This window comes from Azospirillum oryzae (assembly GCF_008364795.1).
Taxonomy (GTDB): domain Bacteria; phylum Pseudomonadota; class Alphaproteobacteria; order Azospirillales; family Azospirillaceae; genus Azospirillum; species Azospirillum oryzae.
In genome coordinates, this window is record NZ_VTTM01000002.1 from 103,834 (window position 1) to 119,318 (window position 15,485).

Annotated in this window: 17 protein-coding genes; 8 read left to right on the forward strand and 9 right to left on the reverse strand. The window is 68.1% G+C overall.

What is annotated here, in order from left to right; genetic code table 11:
• Positions 1-79: 79 nt before the first annotated feature.
• The 5 genes from FZ938_RS06455 to FZ938_RS06475 all read right to left on the reverse strand — a co-directional run bounded on the left by FZ938_RS06455 (position 80) and on the right by FZ938_RS06475 (position 4,649).
• Positions 80-976, reverse strand: coding sequence for an RNA polymerase factor sigma-32 (locus FZ938_RS06455; protein WP_109152257.1), 897 nt, complete (start codon positions 974-976; stop codon positions 80-82).
• A gap of 283 nt (positions 977-1,259) precedes the next feature.
• Complete coding sequence (locus FZ938_RS06460) at positions 1,260-2,243, reverse strand: hypothetical protein (protein WP_149197793.1); 984 nt, start codon at positions 2,241-2,243, stop codon at positions 1,260-1,262.
• Between the two features lie 189 nt (positions 2,244-2,432).
• Positions 2,433-2,933 carry a CarD family transcriptional regulator gene (locus FZ938_RS06465; RefSeq protein WP_014248912.1) on the reverse strand — a complete coding sequence of 167 codons (501 nt, stop codon included), beginning with the start codon at positions 2,931-2,933 and terminating at the stop codon, positions 2,433-2,435.
• A gap of 352 nt (positions 2,934-3,285) precedes the next feature.
• Positions 3,286-3,618, reverse strand: a complete 333-nt coding sequence (gene fdxA / locus FZ938_RS06470; protein WP_085090756.1) for a ferredoxin FdxA — start codon at positions 3,616-3,618, stop codon at positions 3,286-3,288.
• A gap of 86 nt (positions 3,619-3,704) precedes the next feature.
• A complete protein-coding gene (locus FZ938_RS06475) occupies positions 3,705-4,649 on the reverse strand; it encodes a LysR family transcriptional regulator (RefSeq protein WP_149197794.1) in 945 nt (314 codons plus the stop codon).
• Between the two features lie 193 nt (positions 4,650-4,842).
• Between FZ938_RS06475 and FZ938_RS06480 the strand changes: the two genes are divergently transcribed.
• Together FZ938_RS06480 and FZ938_RS06485 are read left to right on the forward strand one after the other, a co-directional pair.
• Positions 4,843-6,066, forward strand: coding sequence for a YbfB/YjiJ family MFS transporter (locus tag FZ938_RS06480; RefSeq protein WP_149197795.1), 1,224 nt, complete (start codon positions 4,843-4,845; stop codon positions 6,064-6,066).
• A 121-nt stretch (positions 6,067-6,187) separates the two neighbouring features.
• Positions 6,188-6,598: a CBS domain-containing protein gene (locus tag FZ938_RS06485; protein ID WP_246457667.1), complete on the forward strand. Its 411-nt coding sequence runs from the start codon at positions 6,188-6,190 to the stop codon at positions 6,596-6,598.
• Between the two features lie 38 nt (positions 6,599-6,636).
• Here the strand turns inward: FZ938_RS06485 and FZ938_RS06490 are convergent, their stop codons facing one another.
• Together FZ938_RS06490 and FZ938_RS06495 are read right to left on the reverse strand one after the other, a co-directional pair.
• On the reverse strand, positions 6,637-7,356 hold the full coding sequence (locus tag FZ938_RS06490; protein WP_149197797.1) for a TerC family protein: 720 nt from the start codon (positions 7,354-7,356) through the stop codon (positions 6,637-6,639).
• Positions 7,357-7,544: 188 nt separating this feature from the next.
• Positions 7,545-7,796, reverse strand: a complete 252-nt coding sequence (locus FZ938_RS06495) for a hypothetical protein (RefSeq protein WP_149197798.1) — start codon at positions 7,794-7,796, stop codon at positions 7,545-7,547.
• Positions 7,797-8,126: 330 nt separating this feature from the next.
• On the opposite strand from FZ938_RS06495, the gene nhaA reads away from it, so the two are divergent.
• From nhaA to hemN, 3 genes are all read left to right on the forward strand, one after another.
• Complete coding sequence (nhaA, locus tag FZ938_RS06500) at positions 8,127-9,329, forward strand: Na+/H+ antiporter NhaA (protein ID WP_149197799.1); 1,203 nt, start codon at positions 8,127-8,129, stop codon at positions 9,327-9,329.
• 163 nt (positions 9,330-9,492) lie between these two features.
• A complete protein-coding gene (locus FZ938_RS06505) occupies positions 9,493-9,930 on the forward strand; it encodes a DUF4112 domain-containing protein (RefSeq protein ID WP_149197800.1) in 438 nt (145 codons plus the stop codon).
• A gap of 68 nt (positions 9,931-9,998) precedes the next feature.
• Positions 9,999-11,411: an oxygen-independent coproporphyrinogen III oxidase gene (gene hemN, locus FZ938_RS06510; protein WP_149197801.1), complete on the forward strand. Its 1,413-nt coding sequence runs from the start codon at positions 9,999-10,001 to the stop codon at positions 11,409-11,411.
• Between the two features lie 116 nt (positions 11,412-11,527).
• On the opposite strand, the gene xopAW is transcribed toward hemN, so the two are convergent.
• Positions 11,528-12,343 (reverse strand): EF-hand domain-containing protein, encoded by an 816-nt coding sequence (xopAW, locus tag FZ938_RS06515; protein ID WP_174757209.1) that lies wholly within the window; start codon positions 12,341-12,343, stop codon positions 11,528-11,530.
• 282 nt (positions 12,344-12,625) lie between these two features.
• On the opposite strand from xopAW, the gene FZ938_RS06520 reads away from it, so the two are divergent.
• Both FZ938_RS06520 and FZ938_RS06525 read left to right on the forward strand, forming a co-directional pair.
• The gene (locus FZ938_RS06520; RefSeq protein WP_246457671.1) at positions 12,626-13,066 is read left to right on the forward strand and encodes an SH3 domain-containing protein; all 441 of its coding nucleotides are present in this window, start codon (positions 12,626-12,628) and stop codon (positions 13,064-13,066) included.
• A gap of 125 nt (positions 13,067-13,191) precedes the next feature.
• Complete coding sequence (locus FZ938_RS06525) at positions 13,192-14,127, forward strand: ImuA family protein (protein WP_246457673.1); 936 nt, start codon at positions 13,192-13,194, stop codon at positions 14,125-14,127.
• A gap of 27 nt (positions 14,128-14,154) precedes the next feature.
• Here FZ938_RS06525 and FZ938_RS06530 read toward each other — a convergent pair whose 3' ends face one another.
• A complete protein-coding gene (locus tag FZ938_RS06530; protein WP_149197804.1) occupies positions 14,155-14,337 on the reverse strand; it encodes a hypothetical protein in 183 nt (60 codons plus the stop codon).
• A gap of 431 nt (positions 14,338-14,768) precedes the next feature.
• Here FZ938_RS06530 and FZ938_RS06535 point away from each other — a divergent pair, with 431 nt between their 5' ends.
• The gene (locus FZ938_RS06535) at positions 14,769-15,419 is read left to right on the forward strand and encodes a DTW domain-containing protein (protein ID WP_246457676.1); all 651 of its coding nucleotides are present in this window, start codon (positions 14,769-14,771) and stop codon (positions 15,417-15,419) included.
• Positions 15,420-15,485: the final 66 nt, after the last annotated feature.

Below are 15,485 nucleotides of genomic sequence, written 5' to 3' on the forward strand. Positions count from 1 at the left end.
ATGTCACGCCGCCAAGAATCCTGCCCCCTCTCCCGCGAAGCGGGGGAGGGATGGGGAGGGGGCGAGCGACGCTTGGACTTCACGCCTCCGCCAGCAGGTCGTCGGAATCCTCGACCCGCTTCAGCATCGACTGCCGCAGTTTCAGCAGCGCCCGATGTTCCAGCTGGCGCACGCGCTCCTTGCTGACGCCCAGTTCGCGACCGAGTTCCTCCAGCGTGGCGCCTTCCTCGCGCAGGCGGCGTTCGCGGATGATGGTGCGTTCGCGCGGGCTCAGTTCGCCCAGCGCTTCCGCCAGCCATTGCGAGCGGGTGTTGGCGTCGCGCATGCCGATCACCACGTCCTCCGGCGAGGGGCGCTGGTCGGCCAGGAAATCCTGCCAGTCGTCGTCGGAGCCGTCGGCCACCGGCGTGTTCAGCGACTGGTCGGAGCCGGACAGGCGCATCTCCATCGCCTCGACCTCCGACACCTCGACCTGCAGTTCGCCGGCGATCCACTCGCGGCCTTCCTTGGTCAGGCGCGCGCCGCTGCCGTTCTGGGTGGCGCTGTCGATCTTGGCGCGCAGGCGGCGCAGGTTGAAGAACAGGGATTTCTGCGCGGCGGTGGTGCCGGTCCGCACGATCGACCAGTTGCGCAGGATGTAGTCCTGCATGGCCGAGCGGATCCACCAAGCCGCGTAGGTGGAGAAACGTACCTCGCGGTCGGGCTCGAAGCGGCTGGCCGCCTGCATCAGCCCGACATTGCCTTCCTGGACGAGATCGCCCATCGGCAGGCCGTAATTGCGGAAGCGCGACGCGGTGGCCACCACCAGACGGGTATAGGCCCGGACCAGCTGATGCAGAGCCCGTTCGTCATGGCCCTCACGCCATTTTCGGGCGAGGTCGAATTCATGGTCGCGCGACAGCAACGGTTCGCGCATGGATGCCTTGATGAAGCTCAGATTAGCACGCTGAGTCTCCGGATCGTCGATGTATGCCATCCGTCCCTTCCTTCCCGTCTGGGCGGCATCGTGTTCCTTCGCATATCCCCGTACTATCGGGTCTTCGCCGCTTTGCCGCCTGCCCCCGGCCGATGCCGTCGGGTTAGACAACAAGCATGAGCGCGCCCTGTTGCGGAATCATACGCAGGTGTAGGGGGAGCGGATCACAAGGGACGGAGGATTTTTGCCGGCGGCCCATGGGATGGCTGCCGGAAGGATTGCCGGACCTGTACCAAGGAAGGGGGCGGACGGGCTGAAAGGTCAGGCTGGACCTAAGGTTGGGTCACGCTTGGAAAAGGTCCAGCATTTCGCCGAAAGAATCGAAACAGGCGCAAACGAGGTGGCCGCCGCGGCCGCAGCCGCCGTCCAGCGTCACCGTCACCGGTCCGACATCCACGCCGGGGCTTTCCGGCGTCCAGCCGGGATCATAGCCGCGCACCAGACGATTGAAGCCGCCATAGGGCTGCTCCAGCCGGCCGAAGCCGGCGCTGCCCCACCAGAAGGCGTCGCCCTGGCCGGTCAGCGGGCGCCGGGGATCGATGCCGGAACTGACCAGCAGCAGGCTTCCGCCGCCCCGGCTGTTGCCGGTCCAGCCATCGCCGTCGGAAGCCCCATCGGGTGCCCCGCCATTTGCGGCCCCGCCATTTGCGGCAGTGTCATTCGCAGGCCCGCCGGTGTAGGCGGCGCGGCGCAGGGCATTGAACAGCTGTTCATGCCCCGGCCTCGCGGCCACCGCCTGCCGCAACTCGCGCGTCCAGCGGCCCAGCATCACCGCACCGCCGCGCGCCCCCGCCATCCCGGCATCCAGGTTGCCGCCATAGGCGGCCAGCGTCGGCGCCACGCCCTGGCGCAGCATCCAGTCCAGCACGGTGCGGGGATCGGGAGCGAAATGGAGTTGCAGCAACTTCTGCCACATCTCTTCCTGCTGGCCGCGCAGATAGACGATGTCCGACGCGATCATGCCGGGCATCGCCAGCAGGGCGATGCGAAAGGCCAGAAGCCGGTCGACGGTCTCCACCACGCGGTCGCCGAAGCCGATCATGTTGCCGAGATAGACCAGCCGGTCGCCGGGGCGGAATCGCTGGCCGATGGCGTGATGGATCAAATCCAGCCGGTCGGGTTGCGCATGGATGGCGCCGATGGCCCAGACGCGGCGCGGCCGGCCGAGCGAGGCGAAACGACTGCCGTCTTCGACGGCGCCGACGATGCTCGCGGCATGTCGGCTGGCCTGATGGTTGGGAAGGGCAAGGCGCGGCGGCAGACCCAAACTGGATTCCCTTCGACGTCGGTCGCGAAGTCGTTCCGGCGGCGTCTGCCGGAAGGCGGCGGGAGTTTAGGCGTGTCATGCCACGGAAACAAAGGCGAAAAACGAGACGGGCGCGCGGCGTGACGTAGCAGCCGCGCGCCCGTTCGTGTCACGGACGTATAGGAGGAGCCCGGAACCCAGGCCCTGGACTCAGGCGGCCTTGGACAGCACCGATTCCAGACGCTCCGTCGCCTTGGTCTCGTCGATCTTCTCGACGGCGGCCAGTTCGCGGGCCAGACGCTCCAGGGCGGCCTGATAGATCTGGCGCTCGCTGTAGGACTGGTCGGACTGGTCGGCGCCGCGGTACAGGTCGCGCACCACCTCGGCGATCGACACCGGATCGCCGGAGTTGATCTTGGCCTCATATTCCTGGGCGCGGCGGCTCCACATGGTGCGGCGGACGCGCGACCGGCCCTGCAGCGTCTCCAGTGCGACCTTGATGCGGTCCTTGGAGGACAGGCGGCGCAGGCCGGCGTTGCGGGCCTTGGTGACCGGAACCTTGAGCGTCATGCGCTCTTTCTCGAACGTGATCGCGTAGAGTTGAACCTCGAGTCCGGCGATGCTGTGGGTCTCGATCCCTTCGACCCGACCGACGCCATGAGCCGGATAAACGACGAAGTCACCGGCTTCGAAGTCAAGCTTGTTCGACATTTGGATTGGCTCTCACTTCTCGCGATCACGCCATTTTGCCGCCCCGGTGGAAGGGACGAAAAAGGACCCCGGACAGTTATGGCGCCGTGGGGATGGGACCCATCCACGACGATCACAAAAGCCACAGGTCCTGGAACATAGGGAAAACCGGCAATGGCGCGGAGGCCGGCTCCGGTCGCGCATTATAGCGATGTTACGCCCGAGTTACAAAGGGAACGCGCAATCTACCGGGCGGAAATCGTCCATCGCCCGGCCATGGCCGCCCCGTCGATTTTGCATAGCAACATCGGCGGGCTCAATCGGTTGATGCAGCCCGACTCGGAATAGCCGGGCCGCATCCGCTGGTCCGGCCTCAGCCGCCCGCCTTCGGGGAGAAGTACTTCTCGAACTTGCCGTCGACGCCCTTGAACTCGTCGGCGTCGGGCGGCGCGTCCTTCTTGCGGGTGATGTTCGGCCACTGTCCGGAATAGTCGCGGTTCATCTCCAGCCATTTGGTCGCGCGGTCGTCGGTATCGGGGACGATCGCTTCTGCCGGGCATTCCGGCTCGCACACGCCGCAGTCGATGCACTCGTCAGGGTGGATGACCAGCATGTTCTCACCCTCGTAGAAGCAATCCACGGGGCAGACTTCGACGCAGTCGGTGTACTTGCACTTGATGCAGCCGTCGGTGACGACGTAGGGCATGATCTCTTCTCCGCTGTTCCGGCCGGCGGTGCCGGCGGGACTGGGCACGCGCATGGCACCGGGCCGGATGGCCAACCCGCGCCTGCCTAGCATGCCGCAGACGAGCCGTTCAACCCTGCGCGTGATGTGGGCGACCCTGTCGCACCCGTGGCGACCTCTTTCGAATGGGCAACGGAAGCGGTGTCCCCTGAGAAGGCCTCGAGAAAGGCACGCAGGCTGGCGGTCTCGATGGCGTCGGTGCGGCGCACGAACTGCGTCGGCATGCGGCCCAGCGCTTGCGGCAGCGGCCGGGCGACCAGCAGCTCGCGCCAGGGATCGCGCTCCACGACCGAGCGTGGGATGACCGTCACCCCCATGCCGGCGCCGACGCAGCCCAGGATGGCGTCCAGCGCCCCGAACTCCATGACGCGGAAGGGCACGCGCCCGGCCTCGCGCATCGCCATCTCCGCCCGGCCGCGATAGGCGCAGGCCCGGCCGAAGGCGATCAGGGTGCGGCGCGCGCTGTCGGTGGTCAGCCCGGCGGCCGGTTCGGCCAGCACCAGCTCCTCGTCGAAGATGCGCCGGGCGGTCAGGTCGGGATGCGCCACCTCGCCGCCGACGAAGGCGCCGTCGAGCCGTCCGGCCAGCACGTCGCCGAGCAGGGTCTCGGTCGGGCCGGGGGTGATGGTCAGCTCCACGTCGGGATGGTCGCGGTGGAAACGGGCCAGGATCGGCGGCAACCGCACCGCGGCGGTCGATTCCATGCTGCCCACCGCCAGCCGTCCGCCGCGCCCGGCCGCCTCCGCCACCGCGTCGCGGGCCTGGGCGACCAGCCGCAGCACCCGGTCGGCATAGCCGCTGAGCACCCGGCCGGCCGGCGTCGGCTCCATCCCGCGGCTGAGGCGCAGGAACAGGTCGACGCCCAAATCCTCCTCCAGCCGCTTGATCCGCGCGGTGACGTTGGACTGCACACAGTTCAGCGCCTCCGCCGCCCGGCTGACGCTGCCGGTGTCGGCCACCGCCTTCACCACCCGCAAACCGGCCAGATCCATGGCAACATCTCCCCAACCGCCAATGCATGGCACCCATCACTGAAAGTGGAGCTTATCATCAGAACAATTCATTGGAAATGAGGGCAGTGCCGCAGCCATGATGACCCACAAATCAATCGGCCGGCCGAACGGTTCGCTTTTCCGAACGGTTCCTGTTTCAACGAGCCGGCCGAACACCGAGAGGGCGTGGATCATGGTTCGGGTGTTGGTTGGCGGCCTGATCGGGCTCGCCATCGCAATGGGTGTCGCGCGCTTCGCCTTCACCCCGATCCTGCCGGCGATGCAGGAGGCCACCGGGCTGAGGGCCGACGGGGCGGGTCTGCTCGCCTCGCTGAATTATCTGGGCTATTTCGTCGGGGCGCTGGGTGCCGGTCTGGTGCCGCACGGCGCCACGCGGACCGCCGTGTTCCGGCTGTCGCTGCTGGTCAGCGTCGCCACAACCGCGGCGATGGGGCTCGATCTGGGGGATGCCGGGCAGGCGATGCCGGTCTGGCTGGTCCTGCGCTTCCTGTCGGGGGTGTCGAGCGCCGGCATCTTCATCCTGGGCATCGCCATGGTGCTGGACACGCTGACCCGCGGCGGCGGGGAGCGGCTGGCCGGCTGGCTCTACACCGGGATCGGGGTGGGCATCGCCGCGTCCGGGCTGTTCGTCGCGCTGTTCGGCGGGCGGCTGGGCTGGTCCGGCGACTGGCTGGCGTTGGGGGCGATCTGCGCCGTGCTGGGGCTGATGCCCGGCCTTTGGGTGCGCGATCCGGCGCCGCAAAGCCACGCGGCGGCCGTCAAGGCGGAGGGAGCCGCCCGGGCACGGGCGGGCGGGCTGTCGGCGCCGCTGCTGCTGACGCTCGCCTATTTCCTGGAGGGCGGCGGGTACATCGTGTCGGCCACCTTCCTGGTGTCGATCCTGAAGACCGATCCCGGCACCGCCGCGGTGGGCGAGGCCGCCTGGATGGTCGTCGGCATCGGGGCGATGGGCGCCGGGGTGTTCTGGGCGGCGGTCGCCCGGCGCACCAACAGCTGGTGGTCGCTGATCCTGGCGCATCTGACGCAGACGGTGGCCATCCTGCTGCCGATGACCGGATCGCCCACCGCGTCGGTGGTCTCGGCCCTGCTGTTCGGCGGCACCTTCGTCGGGATCGTGTCGCAGGCCTTCGCGCTGGGGCGCCAACTGTCGGCCGGGGCGTCGGCGCGGGTGGTCGGGGCGCTGACCGCCGCCTATGGGCTGGGGCAGATCATCGGGCCGCTGCCGGCCGGGCTGGTGGTGACGCGCACCGGCAGCTTCAACGCCGCGCTGCTGGGCGCCGCCGCCGCGGTGGTGCTGGGCACGCTGCTGCTGGTGCTGGGCATGGTGATCGCCGGGCGGCGGGCATCGGCGGGATCGGCGATGGCGACGCCCAATGCTTCGGCCCCAAAAGCTTAGTAAGTATTCGTAAGGTCTGCCTGCGACAATCGGCGCCGCTTCTGCTGCGATGCCGTTGTTCTCCCCGATCGTCAGCTTTGGCTACAGTCTGGTCCACAACAACCAGATCCTCGGGGAAGTCATGAAACGCAAGCTGGTTCCGGACGTCGTGAAGTCGCAGGAGCTGATCCTGGTGCCGGAGGATACCTCCGTCGCCACCGTGTCGAAGATGATGGCCGAAAAGAACATCGGCGCGGTTCTGGTGGTCGATCACGGCGCCCTGATCGGCATCGTCACCGAGCGCGACCTGAACAACAAGGTGCTGTCCAAGGATCTCGACCCGTCGGCGGTGGAGGTCGGCGCGGTGATGACCCGCAACCCCGATAGCCTGCCGCCCGACGCCGATGCGGTCGACGCGCTGAAGCTGATGCACGACAAGCATTACCGCCACCTGCCCATCACCCAGGGCAAGCGCGCGGTCGGCATCGTGTCGATCCGCGACCTGTTCAAGGTCGCCTACGAACATCTGATGGCCGAACGCGCCGAGGCGTGAGGGAAAAGGGGCGCCGGGAAGGGCGCCCCTCTTTGCCGTCAGTGCCCCGGGCTCTGCTTGCGCCGGGCCATCAGGTTCAGCGCCTCCACCAGGGCGGAGAAGGCGATGGCGAAGTACAGGTAGCCCTTGGGAATGTGGAAGCCGAGGCCGTCCGCCACCAGCGCCACGCCGACCAGCAGCAGGAAGGACAGCGCCAGCATCTTCACCGTGGTGTGACGGTTGACGAAGTCGCCCACCGGGCCGGAGGCGAACAGCATCACCGCCATGGCGATGACGACGGCGGCGATCATCACCGGCAGATGGTCTGACATGCCGACGGCGGTGATGACGCTGTCGAGCGAGAAGACGATGTCCAGGAACATGATCTGGACGACCACCGAGGTGAAGGTGGCGTGCTTGGGCGCCGATCCGCTCTCCTCATGGCCTTCGACGGTGTGGTGGATCTCCAGCGTGCCCTTGGCCAGCAGGAACAGGCCGCCCAGGATCAGGATCAGGTCGCGGCCCGACACCTCCCAGCCGGCGACGGTGAACAGCGGCTGGGTCAGCTGCGCCACCCAGGCGATGGAGGCCAGCAGGGCCAGGCGGGTCAGCAGCGCCAGCGCCAGGCCGACGCGGCGCGCGCTGTGCTGCCGTTCGGGCGGCAGCTTCGACGCCATGATCGAGATGAAGATGATGTTGTCGATGCCCAGCACGATCTCCAACGCGGTCAACGTCAGAAGGCTGGCCCAGACATTCGGGTCGGCGAGCAGGTCGAGCATGAAGGGGCGGGGCTCCGGCGGTCAAATGGGGGCGGTCGACAGGCTGCACGCCGGCACCGCAGGGCACCAGCGTGACCGCGACCACATGAGGTCGGGCGCGGTCCGCTGCAAGAGGGGCCAGTTCCATTTTTCCGCCATTCCTCCCCCGTCTTACCGCCGTCTTGCCGCTGATCCGGGGGTGGTGCGTTTCACCTCCAGGAGGCTGCGGCCCGCTGTCCGCCCGCTGTGGCGGGGAGGCGGGCGAAGGGGGCCGGCTCCACCTCGTGCCGTTCGACGGTCTGCCGGGTGGCCGTCCTGTCGTTGCTCACCCGATCGCTCCAGGCGCGCCGGCGGATCGCCATCTGAAGCCGGCAATCCTGGGAGCAATAGAAGGGCGCCGGACCGCGGGCGGACGTGCGGACGAAGGGCCTGCCGCAGCAGGCGCAGTAAAGCGTGGTCATGGTCGTTTCCTCCGGAACGGGCGGCCGTTTGCCGGCCTGCCCAGAGCCTTGCGGGCGATCGCCCTTCGGCTCTGCTGATGCTGTTGGGTGAATTGTGTCGGCTGCCCTCAGACGTCGCCAGCGATCAAAAGACATAAGCCCGACCGGACTCAAGTATTCGGCATCGAAATTCGGAGCAGCAGCAGCAGCTTAGATGCACAGGCGCGTCAATTCGCCGCGATGCTCTGCCGATCGTTGGTACACGGATTTTTTCGACCTCCGCATCTTCCAACGGGAGCCTGACGGTGCCATTTGTTCCTTTCGGCCAACAGACCGGAAAGACGAGATGCGATGACGCTTCGACGCCTCGCCACCTTCCTGAAAACCGAAAGCGCCAGCGGCGTGGTCCTGATGATCGCGGCGGTGCTCGCCCTGTTGTGGGCGAACTCGCCGGCGGCCCCGCTGTACGACACGATCCTGGCGACGAAGCTGGCGGTGACGGCGGGCGGCGTCGGCTTGGACAAGCCGCTTATCCTGTGGATCAACGACGGGCTGATGGCGATCTTCTTCCTGCTGGTCGGGCTGGAGATCAAGCGCGAGGTGCTGGAGGGCGAATTGTCCAGCCCGGCCAAGGCGATGCTGCCGGGCATCGCCGCGCTGGGCGGCATGGCGGTGCCGGCGCTGGTCTATTGCCTGTTCGCCCAGGCCGAACCGGGCGCCCTGCAGGGCTGGGCGATCCCGGCGGCCACCGACATCGCCTTCGCTCTCGGCGTGCTGGCCCTGCTGGGCAACCGCGTGCCGGGCAGCCTGCGCGTCTTCCTGCTGGCGCTGGCGATCATGGACGATCTGGGCGCCATCGTGATCATCGCCGTCTTCTACAGCCACGGGCTGGTGCCGATGGCGCTGGGGCTGGCGGCGGCATCGGCCGTCGGGCTGTGGCTGCTGAACCGGGCCGGGGTGCGTTCGCTGACGCCCTATCTGCTGCTGGGGCTGGTGCTGTGGGTGTGCGTGCTGAAATCGGGTATCCATGCCACGGTGGCCGGTGTCGTTCTGGCCTTCGCCATTCCGCTGCGGGTCAAGGATGCCGACGGCAAGCGGGCGGAGGATGCGCCGCTCTATTGCCTGGAGCATGCGCTGCACCCCTGGGTCGCCTTCCTCATCATGCCGGTCTTCGCGCTGGCCAACGCCGGCGTGCCGCTGGACGGCATCACCCCCGCCAGCCTGCTGGAGCCGGTGCCGCTGGGCATTGCGCTCGGCCTGTTCGTGGGCAAGCAGGTGGGCGTGTTCCTGGCCGTGTGGATCGCCGTGCATATCGGCGTGGTCGAGCGGCCGGCGCGGGCCAGCTGGAGTCAGGTCTACGGCGTCGCCGTGCTGACCGGCATCGGATTCACCATGAGCCTGTTCATCGGGACGCTGGCCTTCGCCGACCCGCAGCATGCGGTGGCGGTGCGGCTGGGCGTGCTGACCGGCTCGCTCGCCTCGGCGCTGGTCGGCTACGGCCTGCTCTATGCCGCCGGCACCGGTCGGGCACGGGCGGCGGCGCGGGCGACCTGATGCCGGTCGGCAAAGGTTATCGTCAACGATAGCTGGTCATGGTATCTGTTGGGGGCGCGAACTTTGTTCCGGTACGGCGGAACCCGTGGGTGTGCTGGGCGGTTCTTTCCTTGTGGGGGAGTCGCGCGGCAGGCGCGGGACCGACAGATCGGGGGGACATGCGATGATCGACGCCATCCGCACACGCCGGCGCACCGTTGCCGAAGATCCTCCACCGGGCGGGTCCGGCAGTTCGGTCTCCATCGATTTCCAGCGGCTGGAGCGGCTGCGCCGCCTGTCCCGCCTGATGGACAGCCGCTGGCGCATCCCCTTCACCCGCATCCCGGTCGGGCTGGACGGCATCGCCAGCCTGGTGCCGGTGGCGGGCGACACCGCGACCGCGCTGGTATCCGCCTACATCATCATGGAAGCCGCCCGCTTCGACCTGCCCAAGACGCTGGTGGCCCGCATGGTCTTCAACGTCCTGCTGGACTGGGCCGGCGGCTCCGTCCCGGTGCTGGGCACGGTGTTCGACATCGCCTTCAAGGCCAACCGGATCAACCTGAACCTGCTGCACGAGCATCTGGAACAGCGACTGGCCGCCGCGGCGGCGAAGCGCTGAAAAGGCGGTCCCTGCGATCTTGACGTGGATCAAGGCATGGGTGGGGGGACTGCGGCACTCTGTCGCTCATGAACGCCATCACCGCCCTGGCCGTAAAGCCGGCCCCCGCCCCGTCCCGTTCCCACGGTGTCGATCCCGCGCTGCTCGCCAAGTATGACGGGCTGCGGGTGCCGCGTTACACCAGCTACCCGACCGCGCCGCACTTCACGCCCGAGGTGAACGGCGACGTCTATGGCGGCTGGCTGGAGGCGATCGATCCCGCCCGGTCGGGTTCGCTCTACCTGCACATTCCCTTCTGCCAGAAGATGTGCTGGTACTGCGGCTGCCACACCAAGATCGTCGCGCGCTACGAGCCGATCGCCGAGTATCTCGGCCATCTGCGGCGCGAGATCGCCATGGTGGCCGAGCGCGTTCCCGGCCGGCTGGCGGTGCGTCACATCCATTTCGGCGGCGGCACCCCGACCATGATGGCGCCGGACGATTTCGAGGCGATCATCGCGCTGCTGCGTACCCGCTTCGAGGTCGTCACCGATGCCGAGCTGGCGGTGGAGATCGACCCCCGCACCCTGACGGCGGAAATGGCCGCGGCGCTGGGCCGTGCCGGCGTCAACCGCGCCTCGCTGGGCGTGCAGGATTTCGACGAGACGGTGCAGCAGGCGATCAACCGCGTCCAGCCGCGTGCCGTGACCGAGCAGGCGCTGGCCTGGCTGAAGGAAGCCGGGATCACCAGCGTCAACCTCGACCTGATGTACGGCCTGCCGCACCAGTCGGTGGAAAGCGTCACCCGCTCCGCCGAGATCGCGCTGGAGATGGCGCCGGATCGGCTGTCGGTCTTCGGCTACGCCCATGTGCCGTGGATGAAGACCCACCAGAAGAAGATCGACGAGTCGGTCCTGGCCGGTTCGCTCGGCCGGTGGGAGCAGTTCGCCGCCATCGGCGACACGCTGGCCGCCGCCGGCTACAGCGCCATCGGTCTCGACCATTTCGCCCGTCCCGGCGACGAACTGGCGGTGCAGCAGGAGGAAGGACGGCTGGGCCGCAACTTCCAGGGCTACACCACCGACGACGCCGAGGTGCTGCTGGGCTTCGGCTCCTCCTCCATCGGTTCGCTGCCGCAGGGCTATGTGCAGAACGCCGTGCCCTTCGACCATTACGCCACCGCCATCGAGGAAGGCCGCCTGCCCACCGGCAAGGGCATCGCGCTGACCACGGACGACAAGGTGCGGCGCGACCTGATCATGCGGCTGATGTGCGACCTGTCGGTCGACACCGCCGCCATCGCCCAAGCTCACGGCTTGCCTGAGTCGGCCTTCGACGCGGAGTTGGAGGGCATGGCCGATCTGGTCGCCGACGGCGTCGCGGTGGTGGAGGGCCGGCGCGTCCATGTGCCGGAGAGCGCCCGCCCCCTGATGCGCATCGTCGCCGCCCGTTTCGACACCCACCTGTCCAAGGGCGCCGGGCGGCACAGTCGGGCAGTCTGAGGGGCTGGGCTGTTTGAGGGGCCGGGCAGTCTGAGGGCCGTTCTTAAAAAAAGAAAAGGCGGTCGGCGCCACCCGCCGACCGCCTTTTCCCGTGCCGCGCATCCGAACCCACAAGGCTACGCGGCAACCTCGTTGATGCCCTGCATCAATGTCCGCAGCACGTCGCCGCTGAGGCGGTTGGACGTCACGCCGCCCGCCTGCTGTTGCGTGCCGCCGCCATAGGCGGCCATCCGTTCCTGTTCCGACACATAGCCGTCCTTGTTGGTGTCCAGCGGGTCGTAGCTGGTCGTGCCGCCCGCCGACGCGGTGCTGCCCGAAGACGAGGCGGAGGACGTTGCCGACGCGCCGCTGCTGCTGTCGGACGTGCTCTCCGAAGCGCTGGCCGTGCCGCTGTCGTTGGCGGGAGGCGGGGGAGGCGGCGGCGGGCGGTTGGTGTCGGCCTGCTTCAGCGCGCTGCTCAGCTCGTCCTCGGAAACCGATCCGTCCTCGTCGCTGTCGAGGCTGCTGAACAGCGACGAGGCGTCGGTGGACGACTGGCCCGCGGAGGTGAGGGCCGAGGTCAGCTCGTCGGCGCTGATGCCGCCGCTGCTGTCGCTGTCCAGGCTGGAATAGAGGTTCTGCGCGAACTGCTGCTGCATCGCGCTCGCCTGCTCCTGCGCCGCCAGCAGGGCGCTGCCGCTGCCATAGTCGAACTGGCTGGAGAAGGAGCTGAACTCCGTCGCGCTGAGCGAGCCGTTCTTGTCGCTGTCCAGGCTGCCGACCAGACTGTCGACCGCCGAGGACAGCTTGTCGCTGTCGGACGCGGCCGAGGTGCCGCCGAGCGCACCGAGAAGCTCGTCCTTGGACAGCGACGAATCGCTGTTGGCATCCGCCTTGGAGAAGAATTTCTGGAGCGTCGCCGCGGTGCTGGAACTGCCGAGGGAGGAGATCATGGCCGGATGCCCCCGTAAGGTGCCGTCGTGATGGTCAAGATACGGGGCACGCGGCCGGACTCCTGCGCTGGGGCGGTGCGAGAAAGATTGGATTTGCGTTAATTTTTTTGGTCTGGGCGACGTGCCCCAAAAAGCGCATAGCGAGGTTGGGTGTGCTGCGGTGGCGAAGAGGGGGGCACCTCCTGTATGGTCGCGCCGAAGGTCCATTGCTCCTGTCTGCCAACCCCTTTCGCCCTTCCTGCAAATCACCGATCCATATCAAGGTGAGCGATGATCCGGCGTGTGCGTTCCCTTCCGCTGATGGTGGCCCTGGCCACGCTGATGGTTCCCGGCTGCATGCCGTACCAGCGGATTCCGAATCCGCCGACCGTGCGCACCGCGCCCGATACCGGGACGGGGCTGGAACCGATCTATGGGGAATGGCAGGTGGACAAGCCGACTCCGCTCCACGCCCAGCCGTCCGCCGGTGCGGGCGTCGTCGCCACGCTGGGGGCGGGCCAGGCGGTGACCACGCTGGGCCGGGTGCGCAACAGCGATTGGGTGGCGGTGAAGGCCGGCGGGTCCACCGCCTATGTCCGGCTGCATCTGCTCAGCCTGAAAAGCAATACGCCGCGTGGCAGCCGCGGCACCTCCAGCACCCTGGCCAAGCCGACCGACAATGCCGGCCCGACCATCAAGGCCGCCCCGCGCAGCAAGATCGGCGTCACCCCCATCGCCAATTGACCTGAGAGGTCGGCGAGCCTTCGGGCAATCGGTCACAGGACAAGACAGGAGTCGCAGACTCCCCCTCGACATGGCTCCATGATAGAACATATCAGGAACATATGCCTGTCGAGCGGAGCCGAGTCATGCCTGTCCTGTCGTCCCCTTCCCCGTCCGCGGAGGCTGCACCGCGCGATCGTGCTGGGGTGCTGGCCGATCTGCGCGCGCGCATCCGGCGGATCGAGGGGGCGGGCGGGGAGGGGGGGAGGATCCTGCCGTTCGGCATCGACCCGGTCGACGCCCATCTGCCCGACGGTGGGCTGCCGCTGGGCTGTCTGCATGCGGTGGCGGCGCAGGATCCGGGGGCGGGCACCGGTTTCGCCGCGGCGCTGCTGGCCCGGCTGGCGACGCCGAGAACGCCGGCGCTGTGGATCCTGCGCGGGCGCGACCTGTATGCCCCGGGGCTGGCGACCTATGGGCTGACGCCGGACCGGCTGGTGGCGGTGCGGGCGGTGCGGCCGGTCGATGCGCTGTGGGCAATGGAGGAGGCGTTGCGCTGCTCCGCCCTGTCGGCGGTGCTGGGCGAGTTGGAGGGGCTGGACCTCACCGCCAGCCGGCGGCTGCAGCTCGCCGCCGAGTCGTCGGGGGTGACCGGCTTCCTGCTGGACCTGAGCGCGGGTTTGAGCGCGGGCGCGTCGGGTGGACGCAACCGGCGGACGGAGGGACTCAGCGCCGCGGTGACCCGCTGGCGCCTGGATGCGGCACCCAGCCTGGATGGGGAGGAGGATGCGGCCCCGCGCCCGGCCGGAGGCCCGCCGGGGCTGGGAAGACCGCGCTGGTCCGTCGCGCTGGAGCGTTGCCGGGGCGGTCGCCCGGGCCACTGGACCCTTTCCTGGGACGGAGAGGGCTGGCGCGACGTGGGGAAAGAGGATGGAAGCGGCCTTGGGCAGGCCGCGCGAAGCGACTCGGGGCTATGGCCGGCCCGGCACTCGATAGCTCTGGACTCGATGGCCCTGGACTCGATGTCCGACAACCGACAGGGTCGCTTGTCGGATCACCGCAAACCGGCTATCGCGCGCTAAACCGGCTATCGCCCGCTGAGCGCCGAATCAGTAGTTGGTGGCCCAGTCGGGTTCGCGGCGGGCGGGCTGCTCCGACCCGTCCGGCTCGGTCATCCAGCGCGGGTCATCCGCGTCCAGCGGGGCGTAGAGCGGCAGCTGGCGGGCGAACTCCGCGCTGTCGGCATCGCGGCGCTGCTTCAGCAGGCGGTCGGCAAGGTGGGCGGGCAGCATGGCAGGTCTCCTTCTGAGCGCCGGATGGCACCGTGGATCAGCCTGACTAAGGCCGGTCCTGGCCCACCCGTCGTCCTGTTTGCCTGGATATTAACTACGCAAGTTCCAGGCCAGCTGTTAAGCGCGTCACACAAGTTCCATGACACACGAGGAAGTCTCTACAAACGGTTTATACGAAGCCACTTGAACCCACATGAACCGGTATGACACGAGGGACTCTGGGGGGATCTGTCGTACACGCCGTGGCGGCCATCGCCCTTCGATCGGGCATCGCCGCCGTCCTGTGTGAGATGTGTTCCCTTCCGTGCCGTTCCAACCCATATTCGGGGCCAATCCTCTTCAAGGAATGCGTACCTCCCATGCACAGCGCCTCCGCACCCGATTCCTGTCCGACCTGCCTAAAACCTAATCATCTGTGCATTTGCGAGGCAGTGCAGCCGATCAACAACGGAGTGTTCCTGCTGATCCTGCAGCACCCGCAGGAGAAGCGGGAAAATCTGGGCACCGCCCAGATCGCCCATCTGCAGTTCGCCAATTCCATGGTGAAGGTCGGGCTGAGCTGGCCGGGGCTGAAGCGCATCCTGGGGCGGGAGGTCGATCCCAAGCGCTGGGGCGTGCTGTATCTCGGCCCGGTGAAGGACGGCGGCGCTCCCCGGCCGGAGGTGGCGGTGGTCGACAAGGACGGCCAGCCCCTCCGCGACAGCGCCGGGATCCTGGAGGATCTGGAGGGCGTCATCGTCCTGGACGGCACCTGGAGCCAGGCCAAGACCCTGTGGTGGCGCAATGCATGGCTGCTGAAATGCCGCCGCATCGTGCTGAACCCGCAGTTCCGCTCGCTCTATGGGCAGGCGCGCAAGGAGCCGCGGCGCGACAGCGTCTCCACCCTGGAGGCCGGCGCCTTCCTGCTGTCGCGGCTGGAGGGTGACCAGACCATCATGGACACCGCGCTGAAGCCCTTCTCGCTGCTGCTGAAGAAGCTGCGCACCCGCCGTCCGCGCCCGATCCCCACGTCGGCGACGCCGCCGGCCGGAGAGGGCGCCGGCCCGGCCGTTTCCGATAACGAGGGGGATGACGAAGCCTGAGCGTTCTTTCCGCCGCTGCAACCAACCGGCGGTTTGAGCCGTTGATGACGGGTGAGAGGGCCGGCT